Origin of the sequence: Mesorhizobium sp. M0058 (assembly GCF_040323095.1) — a bacterium.
GTDB lineage: Bacteria > Pseudomonadota > Alphaproteobacteria > Rhizobiales > Rhizobiaceae > Mesorhizobium.
On record NZ_JAMYUQ010000006.1, the window covers coordinates 217,514 to 241,143 of the forward strand.

20 protein-coding genes, 1 other RNA gene and 1 pseudogene are annotated in these 23,630 nt (G+C 63.2%); 9 read left to right on the forward strand and 13 right to left on the reverse strand.

The window, feature by feature from the left end; translation table 11 throughout:
• Positions 1-110 precede the first annotated feature (110 nt).
• Together NKJ75_RS32865 and NKJ75_RS12275 are read right to left on the reverse strand one after the other, a co-directional pair.
• Positions 111-3,008, reverse strand: coding sequence for an ATP-dependent helicase (locus tag NKJ75_RS32865; RefSeq protein ID WP_502903857.1), 2,898 nt, complete (start codon positions 3,006-3,008; stop codon positions 111-113).
• Positions 3,009-3,088: 80 nt separating this feature from the next.
• A complete protein-coding gene (locus NKJ75_RS12275) occupies positions 3,089-3,922 on the reverse strand; it encodes a DUF2059 domain-containing protein (RefSeq protein ID WP_023833895.1) in 834 nt (277 codons plus the stop codon).
• Between the two features lie 245 nt (positions 3,923-4,167).
• On the opposite strand from NKJ75_RS12275, the gene NKJ75_RS12280 reads away from it, so the two are divergent.
• Complete coding sequence (locus tag NKJ75_RS12280; RefSeq protein WP_196814976.1) at positions 4,168-6,507, forward strand: glucose/quinate/shikimate family membrane-bound PQQ-dependent dehydrogenase; 2,340 nt, start codon at positions 4,168-4,170, stop codon at positions 6,505-6,507.
• A gap of 116 nt (positions 6,508-6,623) precedes the next feature.
• On the opposite strand, the gene NKJ75_RS12285 is transcribed toward NKJ75_RS12280, so the two are convergent.
• Positions 6,624-7,136 (reverse strand): hypothetical protein, encoded by a 513-nt coding sequence (locus tag NKJ75_RS12285; protein ID WP_155922556.1) that lies wholly within the window; start codon positions 7,134-7,136, stop codon positions 6,624-6,626.
• Between the two features lie 135 nt (positions 7,137-7,271).
• On the opposite strand from NKJ75_RS12285, the gene NKJ75_RS12290 reads away from it, so the two are divergent.
• Positions 7,272-8,177, forward strand: a complete 906-nt coding sequence (locus NKJ75_RS12290) for a dienelactone hydrolase family protein (protein ID WP_352499729.1) — start codon at positions 7,272-7,274, stop codon at positions 8,175-8,177.
• Between the two features lie 3 nt (positions 8,178-8,180).
• Here NKJ75_RS12290 and NKJ75_RS12295 read toward each other — a convergent pair whose 3' ends face one another.
• The 4 genes from NKJ75_RS12295 to NKJ75_RS12310 form a co-directional block, all read right to left on the reverse strand.
• Positions 8,181-8,630 carry a response regulator gene (locus tag NKJ75_RS12295; RefSeq protein ID WP_023668313.1) on the reverse strand — a complete coding sequence of 150 codons (450 nt, stop codon included), beginning with the start codon at positions 8,628-8,630 and terminating at the stop codon, positions 8,181-8,183.
• Positions 8,627-9,775 (reverse strand): histidine kinase dimerization/phosphoacceptor domain -containing protein, encoded by a 1,149-nt coding sequence (locus NKJ75_RS12300; RefSeq protein ID WP_023668314.1) that lies wholly within the window; start codon positions 9,773-9,775, stop codon positions 8,627-8,629. The genes NKJ75_RS12295 and NKJ75_RS12300 overlap by 4 nt, the downstream gene beginning before the upstream one ends.
• A 260-nt stretch (positions 9,776-10,035) precedes the next feature.
• A complete protein-coding gene (locus NKJ75_RS12305; RefSeq protein WP_013531006.1) occupies positions 10,036-10,233 on the reverse strand; it encodes a hypothetical protein in 198 nt (65 codons plus the stop codon).
• A 146-nt stretch (positions 10,234-10,379) separates the two neighbouring features.
• A complete protein-coding gene (locus NKJ75_RS12310) occupies positions 10,380-10,865 on the reverse strand; it encodes a thioesterase family protein (protein WP_023712460.1) in 486 nt (161 codons plus the stop codon).
• 223 nt (positions 10,866-11,088) lie between these two features.
• Here NKJ75_RS12310 and NKJ75_RS12315 point away from each other — a divergent pair, with 223 nt between their 5' ends.
• The 3 genes from NKJ75_RS12315 (at position 11,089) to NKJ75_RS12325 (ending at position 17,052) form a co-directional block, all read left to right on the forward strand.
• The gene (locus NKJ75_RS12315; RefSeq protein WP_352499730.1) at positions 11,089-12,498 is read left to right on the forward strand and encodes an FAD-binding oxidoreductase; all 1,410 of its coding nucleotides are present in this window, start codon (positions 11,089-11,091) and stop codon (positions 12,496-12,498) included.
• Between the two features lie 20 nt (positions 12,499-12,518).
• Positions 12,519-12,998, forward strand: a complete 480-nt coding sequence (locus NKJ75_RS12320; protein WP_023833892.1) for a hypothetical protein — start codon at positions 12,519-12,521, stop codon at positions 12,996-12,998.
• A gap of 157 nt (positions 12,999-13,155) precedes the next feature.
• Positions 13,156-17,052, forward strand: coding sequence for an AsmA family protein (locus NKJ75_RS12325; protein WP_352499731.1), 3,897 nt, complete (start codon positions 13,156-13,158; stop codon positions 17,050-17,052).
• A gap of 7 nt (positions 17,053-17,059) precedes the next feature.
• Here NKJ75_RS12325 and NKJ75_RS12330 read toward each other — a convergent pair whose 3' ends face one another.
• The 4 genes from NKJ75_RS12330 to NKJ75_RS12345 all read right to left on the reverse strand — a co-directional run bounded on the left by NKJ75_RS12330 (position 17,060) and on the right by NKJ75_RS12345 (position 18,861).
• Entirely contained in the window at positions 17,060-17,281 is a 222-nt protein-coding gene (locus tag NKJ75_RS12330) for a ribbon-helix-helix domain-containing protein (RefSeq protein ID WP_023668319.1), read from the reverse strand.
• 13 nt (positions 17,282-17,294) lie between these two features.
• Entirely contained in the window at positions 17,295-17,489 is a 195-nt protein-coding gene (locus tag NKJ75_RS12335; RefSeq protein ID WP_023699586.1) for a DUF4169 family protein, read from the reverse strand.
• Positions 17,490-17,507: 18 nt separating this feature from the next.
• Positions 17,508-18,047 carry an SspB family protein gene (locus NKJ75_RS12340; protein ID WP_023744627.1) on the reverse strand — a complete coding sequence of 180 codons (540 nt, stop codon included), beginning with the start codon at positions 18,045-18,047 and terminating at the stop codon, positions 17,508-17,510.
• Positions 18,048-18,177: 130 nt separating this feature from the next.
• Positions 18,178-18,861 carry a TetR/AcrR family transcriptional regulator gene (locus tag NKJ75_RS12345; protein WP_023668320.1) on the reverse strand — a complete coding sequence of 228 codons (684 nt, stop codon included), beginning with the start codon at positions 18,859-18,861 and terminating at the stop codon, positions 18,178-18,180.
• A gap of 184 nt (positions 18,862-19,045) precedes the next feature.
• Here NKJ75_RS12345 and NKJ75_RS12350 point away from each other — a divergent pair, with 184 nt between their 5' ends.
• Positions 19,046-20,251 (forward strand): multidrug effflux MFS transporter, encoded by a 1,206-nt coding sequence (locus NKJ75_RS12350; protein ID WP_023667417.1) that lies wholly within the window; start codon positions 19,046-19,048, stop codon positions 20,249-20,251.
• A 212-nt stretch (positions 20,252-20,463) separates the two neighbouring features.
• Here NKJ75_RS12350 and ssrA read toward each other — a convergent pair.
• Positions 20,464-20,822, reverse strand: a transfer-messenger RNA (tmRNA) gene (ssrA, locus tag NKJ75_RS12355).
• A 168-nt stretch (positions 20,823-20,990) separates the two neighbouring features.
• Here ssrA and NKJ75_RS12360 point away from each other — a divergent pair.
• The gene (locus NKJ75_RS12360) at positions 20,991-21,302 is read left to right on the forward strand and encodes a DUF2853 family protein (RefSeq protein ID WP_023668323.1); all 312 of its coding nucleotides are present in this window, start codon (positions 20,991-20,993) and stop codon (positions 21,300-21,302) included.
• 341 nt (positions 21,303-21,643) lie between these two features.
• The gene (locus NKJ75_RS12365) at positions 21,644-22,438 is read left to right on the forward strand and encodes a thymidylate synthase (protein ID WP_352499732.1); all 795 of its coding nucleotides are present in this window, start codon (positions 21,644-21,646) and stop codon (positions 22,436-22,438) included.
• 28 nt (positions 22,439-22,466) lie between these two features.
• Here NKJ75_RS12365 and NKJ75_RS12370 read toward each other — a convergent pair.
• A pseudogene (locus tag NKJ75_RS12370) lies at positions 22,467-22,664 on the reverse strand (TOBE domain-containing protein).
• A gap of 159 nt (positions 22,665-22,823) precedes the next feature.
• Here NKJ75_RS12370 and modA point away from each other — a divergent pair.
• Positions 22,824-23,618 (forward strand): molybdate ABC transporter substrate-binding protein, encoded by a 795-nt coding sequence (gene modA / locus NKJ75_RS12375; RefSeq protein ID WP_155923552.1) that lies wholly within the window; start codon positions 22,824-22,826, stop codon positions 23,616-23,618.
• Positions 23,619-23,630 lie beyond the last annotated feature (12 nt).

The following is a 23,630-nucleotide window of genomic DNA, read 5'->3' on the forward strand; positions in this document are numbered from 1 at the left end:
CTACGCTGCGTCGCTACGCTCCTTGCTCCGCCCGTGGATGACGAGGCGGGGAGGGCTCCGCCAGACTACAACAATGTGGTCGCTTGTAGGACAACAGGACAAGCGGGCGCTCACACCGCCGCCACAAACCCGTCCAGCACGCGTTTCTGGCCGGCCTTGTCGAAGTCGATGGTCAGCTTGTTGCCTTCGATGTTGGAGATGTTGCCGTTGCCGAATTTCTGGTGGAAGACGCGGTCGCCGACGCTGAAGGGCGACGGCGTGTCGGCGACGGATTTGGCGACCAGTTCGCCGTCAATGGTGCGGCCTTTGACGCTGGTTCGGCCGGCGCCGTAGCCGGAGTCGGTCTCGCCATAGCCGATGCGCTCGACCTGGTGGCCGGAGCGCGAGCCCCAGTTGCGGTCGGTCGCCTCGGTGCGGTTGGCCTGCGCGCGCTGCCAGCCGGGCGTCGCATAGGTGTTGGAGAAGGCGCCGGATTTTTCCGCGCCGACATTGTCGAAGCGCGAGGCGCCGTAGGGGTTCTGCCGCCCTGCGCCCTGGCCGCCACGGCCCGACGCGAACGAACCGCCGCCATAGGAATTGCCGTAGCCGCCATAGGAGTTGCCGCTTTCGGCGACCTCGACATGGGCTTCCGGCAGTTCGTCCAGAAAGCGCGACGGGATGGTCGACTGCCACAGGCCGTGGATGCGGCGGTTGGAGACGAACCACAGATGCAGGTTCTTCTTGGCCCGGGTCAGGCCGACATAGGCGAGACGGCGCTCTTCCTCCAGGCCGGAGCGGCCGCCTTCGTCCAGCGCGCGCTGATGCGGGAACAGGCCTTCCTCCCAGCCGGGGAGAAAAACCGTCTCGAATTCGAGGCCCTTGGCCGAATGCAGGGTCATGATGTTGACGGCATCCAACTCGGCATTCTGCTCGGCGTCCATGACCAGCGCGACATGCTCGAGGAAGGAGCGCAGCGATTCGTACTCCTCCATCGAGCGGATCAGCTCTTTCAAGTTTTCCAGCCGGCCCGGCGCCTCGACCGAACGGTCGTTCTTCCACATGTCGGTGTAGCCGCTCTCCTCCAGAATGGTCTCGGCGAGCTCGGTGTGCGGCGTGGTTTCCAGCGCCTTCTGCCAGCGCTCGAAATTGGCCGCCACTTCGCGCAAGGCCGCGCGCGGTTTCGGCTTCAGCTCGTCGCTTTCCGCAAGCTTGGCGGCTGCCTCCAGCATCGGGATGCGCAAGCTCCGCGCCGTGTCGTGGATCTGGCGGATGGTGGCTTCACCCAGGCCGCGCTTGGGGACATTGACGATGCGCTCGAAGGCGAGGTCGTCGGCGCCCTGCGCGACGACGCGGAAGAAGGCCAGCGCATCGCGGATTTCCATGCGCTCATAAAAACGCGGGCCGCCGATGACGCGGTAATTGAGGCCGAGCGTGACGAAGCGGTCTTCGAATTCGCGCATCTGGAAGGAGGCGCGGACCAGGATGGCCATGTCGTTCAGCTTGTGCTTGGCACGCTGGTAGGTCTCGATGGTTTCGCCGACGGCGCGGGCTTCCTCCTCGGAATCCCAAGCGGCGTGAACATGCACCTTCTCGTCGTCCTCGGCGACCTTCTCGGTGAACAGCGTCTTGCCGAAGCGACCCTCATTGTGGGCGATGAGGTGCGAGGCGGTGCCGAGGATGTGCGCCGTCGAGCGGTAGTTGCGTTCCAGCCGGATGATGGTGGCGCCCGGGAAATCCTTGTCGAAGCGCAGGATGTTGTCGACCTCGGCGCCACGCCAGCCATAGATCGATTGGTCGTCGTCGCCGACGCAGCAAATGTTGACTTTGTTTTCGCTCACGGGCCGTTCCGCGCCTGCCGGCTCAGGCCCTCCGCCCCCTCTTTTTTGCGCGCCTTCGGCGTCGCGGGAGTCGCCTCGCAACGGCTCGGACGCCTGGTCGGGCTTGCGGCCTTCGGCCGATCGCACTTTACCCTCCCCTGGATGGGGAGGGTCGCCGCGAAGCGGGGGGGAGGGGTGACTGGCGCCGGCGCTGCCGGGCGGCCCCCCCCCGGCGGGGGCGGGGGGGGGGCCGGCCCCCCCCCCCGGGGTGGGGGGGGGGGCGCGGGCGGGGGGGGGGGGGGGGGGCCCCGGGCCCCGGGGGGCCCGCCCCCCCCCCGCCCCTAACGGGGGCGCGACCTCCCCCATCGAGGGGGAGGTAGGTCTTTGCGCCAGCAGCCGCAGCCACATGTATTGCGCGGTGTTGGTGTCCTGGTACTCGTCGACGAGGATGTATTTGAAGCGCTTGTGGTAGTCCTTCAGCACGTCCGGATTGGCGCGGAAGATGCGGATCGGGTGGCAGAGCAGATCGCCGAAGTCGCAGGCGTTCAGCGTCTTCAGCCGCTCCTGATAGGCCTTGTAGAGTTCCCGGCCCTTGCCGTTGGCGAAGCTGCGCGCGTCGCCCTCGGCAATGTCGGCGGGGCCTTGGCCCTTGTTCTTCCAGCCGTCGATCATCTGCGCGAACTGCTTGGCCGGCCAGCGCTTGTCGTCGAGGCCTTCGGCCTGGATCAGCTGCTTGATCAGCCGTACGACGTCGTCGGTGTCGAGGATGGTGAAATCGGATTTGAGCCCGGCCAGCTCGGCGTGGCGGCGCAAGAGCTTGACGCCGATGGAGTGGAAGGTGCCGAGCCACGGCATGCCCTCGACGGCTTCGCCGACGAGATGGCCGATGCGCTGCTTCATCTCGCGCGCGGCCTTGTTGGTGAAGGTCACCGCCAGGATCTGCGAGGGGAAAGCCCTGCCGGTGGCCAGGATATGGGCGATGCGGGTGGTCAGCACGCGGGTCTTGCCGGTGCCGGCGCCGGCCAGCACCAGGACCGGGCCTTCGGTGGTTTCCACCGCCAGCCGCTGCTCGGGGTTGAGGCCGTTGAGATAATCGGGCGCGCTGTTGGGGCCGCTGCGGGCCGCCATGGCGCGCGCGGCTATGCCCGACGGGGCCGCGGGCCGCGCATTGGGTTCGTCAAAAAAGGGCATGTCTTCCGCAAAGCCGGACATCTCCCCCGAATGTAGTGATTCGGGAGCGAAAGACCAGAAGTGTCTACGTTTTGTTCTGCTAAAGTGCCCGATACTGCGGCTCAGGCCTTTCGGTAACCGAGCGCGACGAACAATCGATGTCCGAACGAGCGCGCTTCCTCTGTCATCACCATGCCAAAGGCCGTCAGCATCTGGTCGTAATAGCGGCTGCCCGCGGGTGACGCCAGGAATGTCGAGTACAGTCTGAGATCGCCGAGCGGGAGATCCCGGTACGTATAAGCGCTACCCTGCATGGCATTCTGTTCGATGTTCTGGCGAATTTTCACGGATTGCTGACGCACCAGCACCATGATCTGTTCGTCCGACAGAGGCTTTCCGGCTGCGCCCAGCATCCCCGTAACCATCGCGTAGCTCATGTTCAGCGCTATCGCCTCGCCGGTGTCGACAGCGCTGATATCGTCGATGATCTTGCGGTACAATTCGAGCCGGGCTGGATCCTTGGTCGGAAGCTCGGCGAGGATTTGCTTGCCCTCTGTCTTCTTGCTTTGCCTGCCTTCCGGGCCAGACGACTGGATTTCCAAAGCGGTGACGTGCTTGCCCAACGGGGAAGCGTAAAACGCTGCGAGGTCGGACAGATCGGTGGCCGACAGCCTGTCCGCCATCCGCGATTCGATGGCAGTCTCCATTTTGACTGCGTCGAAGGCGCCTTCCAGCGCGACCGACAAGGCGTCCTGGAAATTTGCCGGTAACGGTTCGGGTATGGATTTCGTGGCTGCGGCGATGCCGGGACCGATGCCCATCAGCATCTCGTGAAAGCCGTTTGCCTTATTGATCTCGCTAAGCGTCTGTGCCGGCGCGGCCACTGTGCCGGCCGTGAGCGCGACGAAGCTACAGAGGACAAGGACTACTCGCGTCAGAGGCGAGGCGAATGACATCACTCTGGTTGCTCCTGATGATTGGTCGAAAGCAGACTGCTGGAAAACCCGGATGCCGGCAAGGCGGGATTGCCACCTTGGCGTGTGGCCTCGAAAAACGCGCTGTTACGCAAGAGAGCCTGCGGCATGGCCTTTTGGTTTCGCCATGGATCGCTCCCCGGCGGCTTGACAGGCACGGCGGTCGGGAGAAGGTTGTACCGCCGGGGGCAGGATTGGCATACCTTTGCCCACGGCCGCGTCGCGGAATGCGCATCAGTCGAAGGAGTATCGTCTTGGCTGTCGTCATCACCTCCCTCATCCTGTTCCTCATCGGCCTCGCACTTGGCGGCGGCGGCGTCTGGCTCGTGATGCTGGGCGGCAGCTGGTACTATGTCATCACCGGTCTCGCCTTCCTGATCGCCGCATGGCTGCTCTTCCGGCGCAAATCGACGGCGCTCTGGCTCTACGCGGCGATCGTGCTCGGCACGCTGGCCTGGGCGGTGTGGGAAATCGGCTTCGACTGGTGGGAACTCGGACCGCGCGGCGGCATCATCGTGCTTCTGGCGCTGTGGCTGCTGACGCCATGGGCAAGACGGGGCCTGACCGGCCCCGACGCGCGCGCGCCGCTCATTCTGGCCGTGCTGGCTTCGCTCGCCGTCGCCGGTTATTCGATGACGGCCGATCCCAAGGACATCGCCGGCGACCTCAGCGCCGACAAGGTGACGCCGACTGCCGATCTCGGCGGCAATGTGCCTCCGGGCGAATGGCATTTCTACGGCCGTACGCAATTTGGCCAGCGCTATTCGCCGCTCGACCAGATCACGCCCGACAATGTCGCCAAATTGCAGCCGGCCTGGACCTACCAGACCGGCGACGTGAAAGGGCCGGACGATGTCGGCGAAACCACCTACCAGGTGACGCCGCTGAAGGTGGGCGACTCGCTCTATATCTGCACGCCGCACAATTTCGCCATCGCCATCGATGCCGCCACCGGCAAGGAGAAATGGCGTTTCGATCCCAAGATCAAGCTCGACAAGGACCGCCAGCACCAGACCTGCCGCGGCGTGTCCTATTATGCCGATGCCAAGATCGCCGCCGGCCAGCCTTGCGCGACGCGCGTCTATCTGCCGACCTCGGATGCGCGGCTGATCGCGCTCGACGCCGCCAACGGCCAGGTCTGCCCGTCCTTCGCAGAGGCCGGCACGCTCAATCTGTTGACCAACATGCCGTATCCGAAGTCGGGCTATTATTACTCGACCTCGGCGCCGCTGATTGCCGGCGGCAAGATCATCATCGGCGGCGCGGTCAACGACAATTATTCGACGCAAGAGCCGTCCGGCGTCATCCGGGCCTTCGACGTCGACACCGGCGCCCTGGTGTGGAACTGGGATTCCGGCAATCCGGACCAGACAACGCCGCTGGCGGCAGGCCAGACCTACACCCACAACTCGCCCAACATGTGGTCGACGGCAAGCGCCGACGAGAAGCTCGGCCTGCTCTATGTGCCGCTCGGCAACCAGACGCCGGACCAGCTCGGGATGGGCCGCAGCGCCAATGTCGAGAAGTTTTCCTCCTCGATCACCGCGCTCGATCTGGCCACCGGACAAGTGCGCTGGGTGCGGCAGACCGTGCATCACGACCTCTGGGACATGGATGTGCCGGCACAGCCGACCCTGGTCGACATCACCACCGCTGCCGGCGTCGTTCCGGGCCTGGTTGGACCGACCAAGCAGGGCGACCTCTACGTGCTCGACCGGCGCAGCGGCGAGCCGATCATCCCGATCAAGGAAGTGCCGGCGCCGGGCGGCGCTGTCGAGGGCGATCACACGTCGCCGACGCAGCCGGTCTCGGATCTCTCCTTCAATCCGAGGCCGCTGACCGGCGCCGACATGTGGGGCATCACCATGTTCGACCAGCTGGCCTGCCGGATCGAATTCCAGGGTCTGCGCTACGAGGGCCGCTATACCCCGCCATCGGTGCAGGGCTCGCTGGTCTATCCCGGTAATTTCGGCACCTTCAACTGGGGCGGCGTCGCCGTCGATCCGGTGCGGCAGGTGATGTTCGGCATGCCGACCTATCTGGCGTTCAAATCGCAGCTCATTCCGCGCGACCAGGTGCCGCCCCCGGATGAGGGGCGCGGCAGCGAGCAGGGGCTGAACCGCAATGAGGGCGCACCCTATGCGGTGGTGATGGGGCCGTTCCTGTCGCCGCTCGGCGTGCCCTGCCAGGCGCCGCCATGGGGCTATGTGGCGGGAGCGGACCTCAGAACCGGCAAGATCGCCTACAAGCACCGCAACGGCACCGTCTATGACATGACGCCGTTGCCCTTGCCGCTGAAGGTCGGTGTTCCCGGCATTGGCGGGCCGATGATCACCGCCGGCGGCGTCGTCTTCCTGGGCGCGGCGGTCGACGACTATCTGCGCGCCTATGACCTGACATCGGGCAAGCAGCTCTGGCAGGCCAGGCTGCCGGCCGGTGGGCAGTCGACGCCGATGACCTACACCGTCGCCGACGGCCGCCAGTTCTTGGTCATCGTCGCCGGCGGCCACGGCTCGGTCGGCACCAAGCCGGGCGACTATGTGATGGCCTATACGCTGCCGAAGTAGCAGCGATGCGACTTAGGTAGGTGATCGGCCCGGCAGATATTCTGGCAATGTCGCGCCGCCCCTCATCTGCCTGCCGGCATCTTCTCCCCGTATAGTGACGGGGAGAAGGGGCAGCTTCAGCGTTGGCGCCCTTTCCTGCAACGCTGGCGATTGGCGAAATCATCGATGACGGCATCCTTCTCCCCGTCACTATACGGGGAGAAGTGCCCGGCAGGGCGATGAGGGGCAGCAGCAGCCTTGGTCAGCTTGCGTAAGAGATGGCCTTTGAGGCTGGGCACGGAGCCCAGTACTTCATTGGTTAGCTGCGGCCCTGTTTCGGCCTGCTGGATCAGCGTGGTGACGGCCGACGCCGGTCGACGCGGACATTCACCATCCGAGCGGCGGCTGCGGCAGCAGCGGAGCGCATTGCCAGCAAGGCAGCAACAGCAAGCACGAGCGCGCTTGCAAGGATCGGAGTAGACAAGGTCATGGCGTTGTTCCTTCTCGTCGGGCTCGCCGCTACGAGCGAGACCATCATCAGCTTCCTTCCATATTGTGGCGGCACCATCGACATTCTCTGAAATGACCAAAATGTGATGGGCGCGTTCCGCGGGGCCGCCGCATCGTTCGATGGCGCAAGCGTCACCCATCCGAGACTGGACCGTGCGAGCTTGCACCCTATCTTGATCCGCGAGTCATCCCGGAGTGACCGCGAGGTCATCCCGGAGTGACCATGAGGTCATCCCGGAGTGACCGTGAGATCATCTCCTAACGAGGAGCACGCCATGACGAAACCCACCGCCGAAGCCGTCAAACCTGCCAAACCTGCCATCACCCAGGCGATGATCGATGCCTATGACGAATACACGCATCTGACGCTCGACCGCCGCCGCTTCATGGAACAGCTGACCAGGCTTCCCGGATCGGGCGCGGCGGCGGCCGCGATCGCGCCGCTGCTTGCGGCGAATTCGGCGCAGGCGGCAATCGTCGCCGACAACGATCCGCGCGTGAAGGCTGAAGATATCACCTATTCCGGCAGCAGCGGTGAGATGCAGGGCTATCTGGTCAGGCCGGCGGACCAGTCCGGCAAGCTCGGCACCGTCATCGTGGTGCATGAGAACAGGGGGCTCAACCCGCATATCAAGGATGTGGCGCGGCGCGTTGCGCTGGAGGGGTTCGTGGCGCTGGCGCCGGATTTCCTGTCGCCGCTCGGCGGCACGCCCGCCGACGAGGACAAGGCGCGCGACATGTTCACCAAGTTCGACGCCAGCCAGGTCACCGCCGATGGTGTGGCGACCATCGCCTATCTCAAGGGCGAGAAGGACGGCAACGGCAAGGTCGGTGCTGTCGGCTTCTGCTGGGGCGGCGGCACGGTCAACAATCTGGCGGTCAACGCGCCCGATCTCGCCGCCGGCGTCGCCTACTACGGCATGCAGCCGAAGGCCGAGTATGTGGCGAAGATCAGGGCGGCGCTGTTGCTGCACTATGCCGGCCTAGACGAGCGCATCGACGCCGGCATCGATGCCTACAAGAAGGCGCTCGACGCCGCCCATGTCGAATACACCGTCTATGTCTATGACGGCGTCAACCATGCCTTCAACAACGACACCTCGGCCGCGCGCTATGACAAGAAGGCAGCCGATCTCGCCTGGGGACGGACGATCGCTTTCCTCAAGGAGAAGCTGGTGTAAGCTTCAGGCCGCCGACGACGCCCATACGCTTTCATAGGCCGGCGACAGCGTAAAACCGGCCGGCAGCACCGAGACCGGGGGCGGGCGCCGCACGCCCTCCTGCAGATAGCGCAACGCCGACACCAGTCCGTTCATCGTGTAGGGCTTGGCGATGACGCCGATCGCGCCGGCGAAATGGTCGGGGATGCGTTTTGGATTGGCGGTCATGAACACCACCATGGAACGGTTACCCTCGCGGATATGCTCGGCAACCTCGACCCCGGTTGGTCCGTCGGCGAGGTGGATATCGACAAAGGCAATATCGGCATCGGCGGTATCAATCATACCTCTTGCTTCGGCCAACGATGTCGCCCAACCCACAACGCTGTGGCCGGCTTCCTCGACGAGGCTTTCCAGTTCCATCGCCAGCAACGCCTCATCCTCGACGATCAGGACCTTGAGCGGTTCGTTCATGACAGCTTCCCTTTCTGCTGCGGTTCGTTCGGCATCGAGATGACGACCTTTGTGCCCGGGCCGGCGTCGCGCCATTCGATGTCGGCATGCAACTGACGGGCAAGCGACTTGATCAGCCGCATGCCGAAAGAAGCATCGCCACTGGCCTCGGCCATGCCGACGCCGTCATCGGAAACCTCGATGTTGAAGTGGCCGTCGGGCTGGCTCATCTTGATGCCGATGCGCCCCGCGGTGGTGCCGTCCGGCTTTTCCTTGAAGGCATGCTTCAGCGCGTTGGTGACAAGCTCATTGACCATCAAGGCAACAGGCGTGGCTTTTTCGGCCGGAATGACGATGGGTTCGAGGTCCAGCGTCGGCTTGATCTCGGCGCGTCCGGATGCGGTCAGCAGGTCGGTGACCAGATCCCTGGCGAAATCTGAGACATCGAAGCGGCTGACATCCTTTGACTGGTAGAGACGGCGATGCACCGTGCTCAGCGCCTCGATGCGCTCCAGCATGGTGGTCAGCGATCGCTTTGTCGCTTCATCCTTGATTGCCCGGCTTTGCATGATGATCAGCGAGGAGATCATCTGCAGGTTGTTTTTCACCCGATGGTCGACCTCGTGCAGCAGCGTGGTCTGCGCCTCAAGGGCGGCCTCAAGCTCGCGCGTGCGTTCCTTGACAGCCTTTTCAAAGCGGTTCTTGTCGGCGGTGATGCGATCCTCGGAGCGCTTGCGATCGGAGACATCGAGCTGTGAGGCAAAGAAGAACAGGAGTTCGCCTTTGTCGTTGGAAACCGGGCTGATGTAGAGCGCATTCCAGAATGTCGAGCCGTCCTTACGGTAGTTCAACAGATCGATGGCGATATCGGTTCCCGCTGCTATCGCGTCGCGCACGCTAGCCACAGCTGCCTTGTCTGTCTCTGGCCCCTGCAGGAAGCGGCAGTTCTTGCCCATGACCTCGTCGCGCTCGTAGCCGGTCAGGCGCAGGAACGCGTCATTGGCAAAGACGATCGGATTGTCCGCCTGACGGGGATCGGTGATGACCATCGACATGCGGGTGGCGCGGATGGCGGCCGCGAACGGATCGCCCTTGCCGTGCTCGGCATGCAGATTGTCCGTCATGTGCCATGCGTCGGCCGGTTCCCTGGTCCTTTTCCAGTCCATGCTTTCACTCCAAGCCGTTTTTCAGGGGTCACAACGGCTTAGACGTGGAATTGGTTCAATCTTGATCTTCTTGTCGCAGGCAGCCGTTTGCGAAACCGAATCGCCGGTTGCGCAAACTGTCGAAATGAACGGTTTTTGAAGGTTGTCGGATGTAGTCGATTCGCTGAAAGCAGGGCTGGCGCCGACCTATAGAAATGATCAGGTCGCAATGGTCCGTGGCGGCGCTCGCCGGTGGCGGCTTTCTCAGAGCAGGGGAAACGTCAGGCGTGGCCACGCTTCATGCGCGCCTGCTTCAGGATGGCGCGCCAGCGGATCATGTCGAAGGGGATAGGCTCGTTGTTGTTGGCGATGTGGAAGATCTCGTTGTTGACGTTCTTCAACGAGCGCCAGAAATCATAGTCGGTGATGCGCGGATCGGCAGCCAGCCTGTCCACCTCGACCTTGATGTCGGTTTTCATGCACGTTCCTCGAACCGCCTGTTGCCCGCCGCCCGCATCGCAACTCGCATGGCACCGTTCTCAAACGGTCCGCTGAGTCGTTCAATGGCTCAAATGGCTTGTTCACGTTAAAACCTTGGTAAGGTTAACGCGGGCGCAGCAGCGCTTCAAGCGGTCCTGCGGCGAATACCGATCGAACGGCCGGCGCGTTCGGGCATCGGCAGTGCAGAGTGGGCGGCGCGCATCGCTTCCACCTTGGCCTGCACGTCGGCGGGGAAGGGCGCGACTTTCGGCCCGGACATGTCGACATGCAGCGACAGGGTTTCGGAAGTGGCGGCGAGCCAGCCATCGACATGGCGGATTTCCTGGTAGGCCCGCAGCCGCTTGTCGTCGTGATCGATCAGCTGGAAGGATACGACGACCTTGTGTTCGAGGTGCAGTTCCTGGACATAGCAAACATGGACTTCGGCCGTGTAGATGGTCAGGCGCCGCTCTTTGACATAGTCCAGCCCCATGCCCATCGCCTCGAACGCCTCATCCGAGCAGCGGTCGAACAACACGTTGTAATAGGCCATGTTGAGATGGCCGTTGTAGTCGATCCAGTCCTTCTCGATGTCCATCGGTTTGGAAACGAAGGGGGCAGGGATGGGCATGGAAACTTCCTTGTTCTGGTGCTGGACCGAGTTCAGGTGCTGGACAGGGCGTGGCCGCTGAGACTAGAGCGGTTCACCGTCTCGCGGAAACGGTGAACCGCTTTAGTTTTTGTTTTGACGCAATCCCGGACGGAAAACCGCTTCACACTTTTCCTGGAATTGCGTCATGTGCATCCATAATCGCATAACAAGCATGGACGCTGGTCCATTCGCGGAGGAATTCATGGCTCTGAGCGACCTCAATCCGGTCGAACGCAACGAGGAAGGCATTGCGGCGGTGCTCGGCATCCTCAAGCAGCAGTTCGGCGAACGCTTCCAGACCGGCGCGGCGATCCGCTCGCAGCATGCGCACACCACCACCTATATTCCGACGCAGGCGCCTGACGGTGTCGCGCTCCCGGAGACGACAGAAGAGGTGCAAGAGATCGTACGTGCCTGCGCCGCGCACCGCGTGCCGGTCATCGCCTTCGGCGTCGGTTCCTCGCTGGAGGGCCACACCAACGCGCCGGGTGGCGGCATCTCGGTCGACACCTCGCGCATGAACCGCATCCTGTCGGTCAACCCCGAGGATCTCGACTGCACGGTCGAGCCTGGCGTAACGCGCGAGGATTTGAATCGGCACCTGCGCGATACCGGCCTGTTCTTCCCCATCGATCCCGGCGCCAATGCTTCGCTCGGCGGCATGGCGGCAACGCGGGCCTCCGGCACCAATGCGGTGCGCTACGGCACGATGCGTGAAAACGTGCTGTCGCTGACGGCCGTCATGGCCGATGGCGAGACGGTGACGACCGGCAAGCGGGCGAAAAAGAGTTCGGCCGGCTACGATCTGACGCGGCTTCTGGTCGGCTCGGAAGGCACGCTCGGCATCATCACCTCGCTGACCTTGAAGCTGCAAGGCATTCCGCAGGCGATCTCCGGCGGCGTCTGCCCGTTTCCAAACCTCGAGGCGGCCTGCAACGCGGTCATCGCGACCTTCCAGATGGGCATTCCGGTGGCGCGCATCGAACTGGTGAATGGACTGCAGATGCGGGCGATGAAGAATTACTCGAAGCTCGATTACCCCGAGAGCCCGTGCCTGTTCGTCGAGTTCCACGGCAGCGATGCCGGTGTCGCCGAACAGGCCGAAACCTTCGGTGCCATTGCTGAAGACAATGGCGGCGGGCCATTCCTGTGGACGAGCGTCGCCGAGGAGCGCACGAAACTCTGGAAGGCCAGGCACGATGCTTATTGGGCGTCGCTGACGCTGCGGCCGGGCACCAAGGGCCTGTCGACCGATGTCTGCGTGCCGATCTCGCGGCTGGCCGAATGCGTTGCCGAAACCGAGGCCGACATTGCCGAGATGGGCCTGGTTGCGCCGATCGTCGGCCATGCCGGCGACGGCAATTTCCATGTGCTGGTGCTGATGGATGTCAACGACCCCAAAGAGATCGCGCTAGCGGAGAAATTCGTCTCGCGGCTGAACATGCGGGCGATCGCCATGGACGGCACCTGCACCGGCGAACACGGCATCGGCCAGGGCAAGATCGGCTTCCTGCGCCATGAGCTCGGCCATGCTGTCGACATCATGCGCTCCATAAAAAAAGCGCTCGACCCGCAAGACATCATGAACCCAGGCAAGATATTACCTGCATAGCCGAAATGTGAGGAGCGGCAATGGATACTCTGATTATAAGGGCATCGCTTGGCAAGACACTGTTACTGCTGTCGGCCAGCCTCTTCTTTGTCCTGGCCTGCGCTTTCCTGATTTATGTCTCCGAGGACGGCGACACCGCCGGCCTTTGGTGGTGCGTGGCCTTTTTCGGGCTGGTCGCGTTGGTGTTTGCCTGGCAGCTTGTGCGGCCGCAGATTCTGGTGCTGAACGGACAAGGTTTCAGTCTCGGCGGAGGCCTTGTTCGATCGCCCAAGCTGGTCCCCTGGAAGGATATCGAAAGCTTCTTCGTCGTCCATCGCCGGCGCAGGATAGGCGATATGATCGGGTACAATTTCGCACCGGGGGTCAAGAAAAGCTCCGTCATGGGCAGCGTGACCAAAAGCCTGGGCGCCGAAGCCGCATTACCCCAGGGCTGGACATTGTCCCCCGAGGAGATGGTGGTGCTGCTGAACGAATATCACCGACGGGCCATGGCAGGATAGTCTCTTACGCACAGGCCGGACCGCGGTCAAAGGCGTCCAAAAATCTCTGCTCTTCCAGATACATCAGAGATCAAGCAACTCTGGATGAATTGCCTCTTTATCGACACGCTGATGCGGGTAGAGTGCGGCTGACTTTCAATCAACCCGTTCGGAGCTGATGCTCGCACGCCTGTTCGTGATCTTCGGTGGCTTGTTTGTGCTGGTGCTGGTAGCGGCGCTGGTGGTGCCGTATTTTGTCGATTGGACCGGGTACCGCGCCCAATTCGAGCGCGAGGCGAGCGCCATTCTCGGCCGCAAGGTGACGGTGCAAGGCGACGCCACGGCGCGGCTGTTGCCGTTCCCCTCGGTGACCTTCTCAAACGTCACGGTCGCCGGCGGCCCCGGCGGCCAGCCGGCAATGACCGTCGAGACCTTTTCGATGGACGCGGAACTGGCGCCGTTCCTGCGTGGCGAAGTGCTGATTTTCGACATGCGGCTGGTGCATCCGAAGGCGACGATCGACATCGCCGATAACGGCACGGTCGACTGGGCGATACGGCCGTCCTCGCCCTTCGATCTCAACCAGATCTCGATCGAGAAGCTCACGGTGACGGAGGGAGAAATTGCGCTCCGCCATGCCGCAGGCGGGCGCAGCCATCTGATTTCCGAGATCAATTCGACCATCTCTGCCAAGTCGCTGGCCGGGCCGTGGCGCATGGACGGAACGTTGCTGCTCGACGGACTGCGTTCGACGGTTGCGGCTTCGACCGGCAAGGCCGAAGGCAGCGGCCAGATGCGGCTGAGGCTCAAGGTCGATCCCGATGCCTATCCACTGGTCATCGAAACCGACGGCAATGCCGGCATCGTCAATGGGGCTGCCGTCTATTCCGGCCAGTTCAAGATTTCCGGCAACGACAAAAACAGCGCCGAACTGCGCGGCGGCGATGGCGAGAGCGTCAAAATCAGCGCCGGCAAACCCGATCCGGGGTTCAGGCTGAACGGCAAGTTCTCGCTCGACCACCAGAAGCTTGGCGTCGACGAATTCCGCTTCGAGACCGGGCCGCTCGACAATCCCTACACAGCCGACGGCAAGGCTTCGGTCGATCTCGGCCTTAGGCCGAACTTCGCCATCGAGGCCAATGGCGCGCAGGTGCAACTGGACGAGGCGGTGGGCGCTGAGAAGGGCGCCGGCCTGACGCTGGACCAGCGCATTGCCGGGATCGAGCAGGCGCTGCTCGAACTGCCGAAGCCGAGCATCCCCGGCACTGTCGAGGTCAAGCTGCCGGCGGTGGTGGCCGGCGACACCACGGTGCGCGACGTGCATCTCTCGGCCGAGCCGGTCGAGGGCGGCTGGTCGGTGAAATCGCTGGCCGCGACCTTGCCCGGGCGCACGACGCTGGAAGCCAGCGGCATGCTCAGCGTCGAAGATCATTTCCGTTTCAGCGGCTCCATGCTGCTGGCGGTGGCGCAGCCTTCCGGCTTTGCTGCCTGGTTGTCGAAAGATGTCGACGAGGCGATCCGCCGGCTGCCGGCCGCCGGCTTCAAGGCCAAGGTGGACCTGTCGGAGAAGCGCCAGGCGTTCAGCGATCTCGAACTGATCCTCGGCAAGTCGAAGTTCACCGGCCGCATCGATTCCAACCAGCCCGACGCCGCCAAGTCCTCGGTGCTGATGCGGCTCGCGGGCGGCGAACTCGATGTCGACGGGCTGACGGCCTTCGCCTCGATCTTCGTCAGCGACAAGGGCGCCAACCGCTTTTCCGACCGTGACCTCGATTTTCAGATCAAGGCAGGGCCGGTCAATGCCGGCGGGCTCACCGCCGACACGGTCGACACAGCGCTCCGGCTCCGCGACGGGCTGCTCGAAATCGACCGGCTGTCGATTGGCGGCCTTGCCGGCGCCTCGATCAGCGCCACCGGCCGGATCAAGGATTTTCCGGCAAGCCCGACCGGCAAGCTCGATGCCTCGGTGGTCGCCGTCGATCTGAAGCCGCTGATCGACATTGCCGCGCAACATTATCCCGACAATCAGGTGCTGAAGGGGCTGGCTGGCCGCACGGCCGCCTATCCTGAACTGTTCCAGGACGCGCGCGTCGATCTGGTGGCGAGCGCCGCCGACAATGGCGACGGCACGACCGGGCTGGCGGTGAGCGGACAAGGCAAGGCCGGCGGTTCGGCCTTTTCGGCGTCGCTGTCGGGCAAGGGTGCCGTCGGCCAGTTGCTCGACGCGCCGGTGACGCTGACCTTCAACGCCAAAAATCCCGACGCCACCGTGCTGCTGGCGCTCTACGGCCTGCCGGCGCTGCCGCTCGGCATGCTCGGCCAGGCAAGCACCGATATTTCGGCCAAAGGCACGTTTGGCGGCGGCCTGGCGACGAGCTTCAATTTCGCCGCCGACGACTTCAGGGCGACGTTCGACGGCACCGTTGCTCAGACACCGCAAGGCGCCACCGCCAAGGGCAAGATCGGCCTCGACGCCTCCGACATCGAGCCCTGGCTGATGACGACCGGCGCCGGCCTGCCGGGCATGGGAACGGGCACCTCGACCTCGCTCAGCGCGGATGCCGATTTCGGCAATGGCCTGCTGGTGTTGAGCGGTCTCAGCGGATCCATCAACGAGTCGGAGATTTCGGGCGACGTCAACATCGATGCGAAGCAGGGGCTGCCGCATTTTGCCGGTGCGCTGGCGCTCGACGAACTGGACCTCGACCCGATTGCGGTTGCGCTGTTCGGTGACCAGTCGTTCCTCAGCAGCAACGCGAACTGGCCGACGGCGCCATTCAGCCAGAAATCCAGCCTGCCGTTCAGCGCCGATCTCGACCTGACGACGGCGACGCTTGCCGCCGGACCGCTGGCGACAGCCTATGATGCGTCGCTGTCGTTGAAACTGGACCAGGAAGGCATCCGCGTTTCGGACCTGAAGGCAAAACTGCTCGGCGGCGCGCTCACCGGATTGTTCGAGTTGAAGAACACAGACGGCACGGGGCTGTTCTCCGGCCAGATGAGGCTTGCCGGCGCTGACCTGGCGACTGTGCTGCCGGCTGCCGGATTGAGTGGCAACGGCGATTTCTCGACAGGGCTGTCGACCAGCGGCAAATCGGTCGACGCGATGATTGCCGCACTCTCCGGCTCGGGCACGGCGGCGCTGAAAGGCCTCACCATTGCCGGCGTCAATCCCGATGCCTTCGGCGCGTTGATTGCCAAGGCCGATGCGATCGGGCGCGACATCGACGTGGCCAAGACCGCGGGCTTTGCACCTGAGATCGCTGGCGACGGCAGCTTTGCTGCCGGCGATGCCGACATCGCCTTCACGGTCGCCGGCGGCACGTTGCGGGCACCACCGATCAAATTCGAAAACCAGGCGGCGACGCTTTCTGCCGACATCACGGCCGACCTCAACAACGGCACCGTCGCCACCAAGGGCGCTGTCACCTACAAGCCTGGCGACGAGGCGCTGATCGGCTCCGATCCGACGGTCAATTTCAGCGTCGATGGGCCGTTCGGGGCGCTGAAGAAGCAGTTCGACAGCGAGCCGCTGGCGCAATTTTTGACCCAGCGCGCGCTGGAAAAGGAGCAGCAGCGGGTCGAGGCGATGCAGGCCGCACTGCTCGAGAAGCAGCGGCTGCGGCGCGAGGTGCGCTACTACGCCGCCCTGCAGACCGAGCGCGACAAGGCCGCCGAGGAATTGCGCAAGCAGGAGGAAGCGGCACGGCTCAAAGCCGAGGCCGACGCCAAGGCGAAGGCACAGGCCGATGCGAAGGCACAGGCCGAAGCGGATGCGAAGGCCAAGGCGGATGCCGAAGCAAAGGCCAATGCCGATGCGAAAGCGAAAGCCCAGGCCGAAGAGCAGGCTGCCGAAGACGCCGCCAAGGCCGAGGACGAACGGAAGAAGGCCGAACAGGCTCGGATCGCTTCGCAGGAAAAAGCCAGGCTGGAGGCCGAGCGCAAGGCTCAGGAGCAGGCGCCGAAGGTCGACCGCTCACTTCCCGGCGTCAATGACGGTTCGGCCCCGGCGCCGCCGAAGCCCAGGACAAATCCGTTCTCCGTCGACAATCTGCTGAAGTCGCTGGGCAATTAAGAACCATTCAGACCGCGCCGCGCTTGGCCCAGTCCAGCACATGAAGCCTGAGCGCCGAGGACAGGTTCGCATCTCGCGGTCTTGTCTCGTCGATCTCCGCGACCAGGGCAGCAAGGGTCAGCTTGCGCGCGGCGGCGATGGCGACGAGATCGTCATAAAAGGGTTTTTCGAGGGAATAGCTGGTGCGATGGCCGCGGATGGTCACGGAGCGTTTTTCGACCGGGCTCACCGCAGGCGGTCCATCAATCGCCCTGGTCTTCCGGGCGTTCGCGGCGGTGGCCGGCGACGAATTTTTCGGCCTTGTCCAATGTCAGCCGGTCACGAGTTCTTTCGGCTTTGGAACGGCCGTGCAGAGCGCGGTTCTCGCCGGCGAGCTTTTCCTTTTCGGTGCGCGCCTTCTGCTTGCGGACCTGGCGAAGGTTGACGATTTCGCCCATGTCGCGCCGTCCGTCCCGCTACTTCTTGCGGAAGGCGTCGAGCGACACGACGTCGGCGCCCTTGCCGGCATCGGCCACGGCGGGCTTTTTCTCCGCCTCAGTGGCAGCTGCCTTCTTCTCGGCCTTCGGCTTTTTCTCGGAGACGATAGGCAAGGGCTCGGGAGCCGGCTGGGCGGCTGCATCGTCTTCCGCCGGGACGTCGGTCTTGACGTCGAATTCGAGTTCGAAATTGACCGATGGGTCGTAGAAGCCGCGTACGGCCGAGAACGGGATTTCCAGCTTCTCCGGCACGTCGGAGAAGGACAGCCCGACCTCGAAGCCGGTATCGGTCACCTTGAGGTCCCAATACTGGAACTGGATGACGATGGTCATCTGTTCGGGATAGCGCTCGCGCAACCTGGAGGACACCCGCACGCCCGGCGCGCCGGTCAGGAATGTGATGAAGAAATGATGATTGCCGGGAAGGCCGGTGCGCGCGACTTCGGCCAGGACCTTGCGCATCACGCCGCGCAATGCCTCCTGGGCCAGAATGTCGTAGCGGATGTGGTCGTCGGCCATGTGCTGGTCGGGTTCCGTTGAATCGTCCGCATAGCTGTAATCAAGCTTGAGCGCGGCGTAAACCGGATATAGATCGCTGATGCGCCGAAGCGAAGCCCGTAACGGACGATTTGATCGCCGGCTTTGACGTTCAGGCGCTGGCCAGCTGTTTTTCCACCGCTGCCGCTGATCTGCGCTTGCCGAAGGCGCGCAGGAATGTGCGCACGCCGTGGGTGGCGGATTGCAACACTTCGTCTTCCGACGGCATGCCGCCCAGCATGAAGGTGGTCTGCAGTTCGGCGTTGGCTAGCGCCAGGAACTGGCGTGCGGCGACATCGGGATCGTCGACCGCGAGATGGCCGGCATGGGCGAGGCGGGCAAAACGGGCGGCAAGTGCGGGCCAGGTCCGGCCCGGCCCTTGGTCGCGCCATTCTGCGAAGAGCTCGGGATAGCGCTCGCCTTCGGTCTGGATCAGCTTGCGCAGGAAGCGTCCGTCGCGGTTGCAGATGCAGTTCTGATTCATGCGCACGGCAAAGCCGATCAGGTCGGCTTCCAGATCCTTCGGCTGGTCTGGGAAAGAGGCGAAGGTGGCGAAGATGCCGGCATTGCAGCGCTCCGTCAGATCGCGCACCACAGCCATGAAGAGCTTTTCCTTGTCGCGGTGGTGATTGTAGATGGTCTGGCGCGACACGCCGGCCTCCACCGCGATCAGGTCGATATTGGCGCCGGCAAAGCCTTCCCGGCAGAAGACCGAAGCCGCCGCATCGATGATCGACATACGCTTGGCCTCGTGGCCGCGTGGCGGGAAAATGTCAGGAGAAACGGCAAGCTTCATAGAAATCTATATAGAGGTGATTGACGAATTAGACAAGGCTGTCTAAATTTGTGGACACAATAAATGGGAATTCGCTCCGTAGAGACGAATAATCTCGCTCTGAGCCGTCGGATTTCAACGGGATGGAACGTCCTAGGGTTAGTCGTCGCGTTGGCGGCGCCAACCAGACTTGAAAGAATTTATCATGAGTCCCAAATTCCTCCGCATCGCGGTCGTGCTCGGCCTGTTGTCCGCTATCGGCCCCTTCGCCATCGACATGTATCTGCCGGCGTTGCCTTCGATCGGCGAGGATCTGCATGCCGGCACCGCCGCCGTTCAGATGAGCCTTTTGATCTTCTTCCTGTCGATGGGCTTCGGCCAGATCGTCGTCGGACCGATCTCCGACATGGTCGGCCGCAAGCTGCCGCTTTACGGCGGCCTTGCGCTGTTCATGGTCGGCGGTATCGGTTCGGCCATGAGCCCGACCATCGAATGGCTGATCGCCTTCCGCTTTCTGCAGGGACTGGGCGCCAGCGCCGGCATGGCGGTGCCGCGCGCCATCGTGCGCGACCTGCACACCGGCACCGAAGCCGCCAAGCTGATGTCGCTGCTGATGCTGGTGTTTTCGGTGTCGCCGATCCTGGCGCCGCTGACCGGCAGCCAGATCATCGAGAATTTCGGCTGGCGCGCCGTATTCTGGACGGTGACGGGCGCGGCCCTGCTGGCCACCATTCTGCTGGCGACCTCGCTGAAGGAGACGCGGCCGGCGGAAGAACGCGTCGGTTCCTCCTTCGGAACCGCACTCGCCGGCTATCGCTTCCTCATGGGTGACCGCAATTTCCTCGGCCTGGTGGCGATCGCCGGCTTCGGCATCGCCAGCTTCTTCGTCTACCTCTCGAGTTCGTCCTTCATTCTGATCGACCATTACGGGCTGTCGCCTTCCGTCTACAGCGTGTTCTTCTCGATCAATGCGGTCGCCTTCATCGGCATGTCGCAGCTGACGGGACTGCTGTCGGAGCGCTTCGGGCTGAAGCGCGTCGTCTGGGTGGCGGTGACCGGCTATGCCACGACGATGGTGGTGCTGTTCGCAGTCATGGCGACCGGCGTCGACCGGCTCGATGTGATGGCGGCACTGCTGTTCGTCGGCTACGGCTTCCTCGGCCTGGTCATCCCGACGACGTCGGTGCTGGCCATGGAAGAGCATGGCGAGATCGCCGGCACGGCCTCGGCGCTGATGGGCACCCTGCACTTCGCCATCGGTGCGCTGGCGATGGGCGTCGCCGGCATCTTCTTCGACGGCACCCCGCTGCCCATGGTGGCCGGCATCACGCTCTGCGCGGTGATCTCGTTCACGCTGGCCAAACTGACGCTTGGCCGCTCGCGCGAAGCCGTTGAAGCGCCGGCCGAGTAAGCTGACCGCAATCGACCGGAAAGGCCGGGTCATCCCGGCCTTTTTCACGTCTGGGGTAATCCGGCCCCGGCCAGAACCACGGCCTTCGACCGACGCCAGCGGCAAATTGCACCAGCTCATGGCTCAATTTGGTGTAGGCTTCGCGGCCCATCGTCATGCGAAATCCGGCCAGCGGCAGCCGGCATTGAGCGTACGATATCGAGGAGGGGAGAAGTGGAGGTTTCTGTTGCCAGGTACCTCCGAACCCCGCCTAGAAGTGCGAACCTCTAGGGCTTGATTTGAAGCTATCGCACCGCTTACGCGGCGAGACGTGCTTCCGCATAGTTGTCATTTGCAACTACAGGTTTAGCCCGATGACGGTGGTACCATGCCGGGCAAAAGTACGATCTTTACACCTTCGTCGATCCTATTTCGCCCCCAGCAACAGCCGCTCTGATCACAGAACGGTTCTTGGTGGAGGCGCCGGGTACCGCCCCCGGGTCCGAACGGCTTATTACATCGCCCATTTATCGCCATAGTCGGTCAAGCCGACAAAACGAATATAGGGGGCGGGCGCACAAAATGAAAGGCCGCAATGACACTTCTTGGCCGCACCAAACTGCGGCGCCGAGGGTTGACTCGCGGGCGGTCTCAACCGAAGCTTTGCGATGGTGAGGAGTATCGACCGAGCGCACAAGTTGCGGCAGCGCGCCACAGCCCTCATCGATCGGATCCCGTGGCGCCGACATGGGGAAATTTGATGGCCGATTATCTCGCAGACGTGAAGAAATACGACGCCGCCGCAAATGCCGATGTGGTTGCCAAGATTGTGAAACATCTGGGCATCGCGCTGCGCAACCGCGATTCCTCGCTGGTATCCTGCACCGACCCCAAGGAATTGGAGCGCGTCAAGACCAACTGGGTTGCCAAGAAACTTGGCGTGACCGACGGGGCGAAAGCCGACTCAGCGATCGAGAAGACCTGCAAGGCGTTGGCCGCCGACAGCTCCAAGAGCCGCGTGACTTTCTACTATCTGGTCGCCAAGGATCTGGGCAAGCTCGGCTCTTTGTAGAGATTATTGCCGATAGGCAGAGCGCGCGTTTGATTTTGCTCCTCACCGGAGGTCAGCACCGCCCCTCATTGCCCTGCCGGGCATTTCTCCCCGTATAGTGACGGGGAGAAAGGGCTGACCGCAGCCTTGGCTCTCTCTCTCGAACGCTTGTGATTGGCGAAACCGCTGATCACAGCGCCCCTCTCCCCGTCCCTATACGGGGAGAGGATGCCGGCAGGCAGGTGAGGGGCAACGCTAACCCTTGAAGAGTGATGGGGCAAGCCGCGTTCTGGTCCTTTTGCTGTGTTCGGCCGGCGGCCAGTCGGTTATGATGGCGGTAACCCCGAATCGAGGCGAAGCCGATGCGCCAGTATCTCGACCTTTTGCAGCATGTGCTGGACAATGGCGCCGACCGTGGCGACCGCACGGGCACCGGCACGCGTGGGGTGTTCGGGTACCAGATGCGCTTCGACCTGTCGCGCGGCTTTCCCGTCACCACCACCAAGAAGCTGCATCTGAAGTCGATCATCCATGAACTCCTGTGGTTCCTGGCCGGCGACACCAACATCAAATACCTTAGAGATCATGGCGTTTCGATCTGGGACGAATGGGCCGACGAGAATGGCGATCTCGGCCCGGTCTATGGCAAGCAGTGGCGCTCCTCGCCGGATGGCCATGGCGGGTCGATCGACCAGATTGCCAATGTTCTGAAGGAGATACGCAGGAATCCGAATTCACGCCGGCTGATCGTTTCGGCGTGGAACCCGGCCGAAGTGGAGGCGATGGCGCTGCCGCCCTGCCACTGCCTGTTCCAGTTCTACGTCTCGGACGGCAAGCTGTCCTGCCAGCTCTACCAGCGCTCGGCCGACATTTTTCTCGGGGTACCCTTCAACATCGCTTCCTACGCGCTGCTGACCCTGATGGTGGCGCAGGTGACCGGGCTAAAGCCCGGCGAGTTCGTCCATACGCTGGGCGATGCGCATCTCTATTCCAACCATTTCGAGCAGGCGCGCGAGCAATTGCGTCGCACGCCCAAGGCGCTGCCGACGCTGTGGATCAATCCGGAGGTGAAGGACCTGTTCGCCTTCCGCTTCGAGGATTTCCGGCTGGAAAACTATTTTGCCGACGCGTCGATCAAGGCGCCGATCGCGGTCTGATCCGTCCACCGTCAATCAATTCCGACCCTCAATCGATGTCGACCATGACGTCGGTTGCCTTGATCATGGCATAGGCTGCTTGCCTTTTTCGAGCTTGAGATCGGCAACGGCCTCGTTGGTGATCGAAGCGTGACGACGGAGCCGGCGACATCACCGCGGACAGGCGAGGTGCTTTGACGATCTCGACGATCGTTCCCTTGAGGATGTTGCGGGCGCTGATCTTCATCGGAGTTCCTTTCCGGGTTTCGGTGCACGTCCAAACCAGAACAATCGATGCCGAACATACGCTTTCGCAGGAGGCGGCCTTCCCTTGTTATATTCATCCAGATATATCGGTCGGCAGGAGTCGAGCCAGCAGATTTCAAGCCCAGGGAGAGTTTTCATGTTGGGGCACAAAGGTTTTGGTATGAGGGCAATCGCGATTGGCGGCTTTGCCGTAGCTCTGATGGCCGCGATGCCGGCGGCTCACGCGGGAGACAAGGTGATCGTGTTTGCCGCAGCCAGCCTCAAGGACGGGCTCGACGCCGTCACCAAGGCCTGCGAAGCCGATGTCGGTGAAGCGGCGACCGTCTCCTACGCCGCGAGCTCGGCGCTGGCCAAGCAGATCGAAAGCGGGGCGCCCGCCGATGTGTTCATTTCGGCCGATCTCGACTGGATGAAGTACCTCTCCGACAAGAGACTGACCAAGCCGGAAACCGAGGTGAAACTGCTCGGCAACCAGATCGTGCTGGTGGCGCCACAGGATTCCAAGGTCGAGACCAGGATCGAGAAAGGCTTCGACCTCGCCAAGCTGATCAGCGACGGCAAGCTCGCCATGGGCGACGTCAAGGCGGTGCCGGCCGGCAAGTATGGCAAGGCGGCACTTGAATCGCTCGGCGTCTGGTCGTCGGTCGAAGGCAAGGTGGCGCAGGCCGAGAATGTGCGCGCCGCGCTGAAGCTGGTTTCAACGGGCGAGGCCGCGCTCGGCATCGTCTATGCCACCGACGCGCATGCCGACAAGGGAGTCAAGGTGGTCGGCACCTTCCCGGAGGATTCGCACCCGCCGATCATCTATCCGGTTGCCCAGACCACCGATTCGAAGGACAAGGATACCCCGGCTTTCCTGAAGTGCCTGCAGTCCGCCAAGGCGGTGGAGCTGTTTAGGGATCAGGGTTTCACCGTGCTCACGCCGAGCAATTAAGGTAGCGGCTGA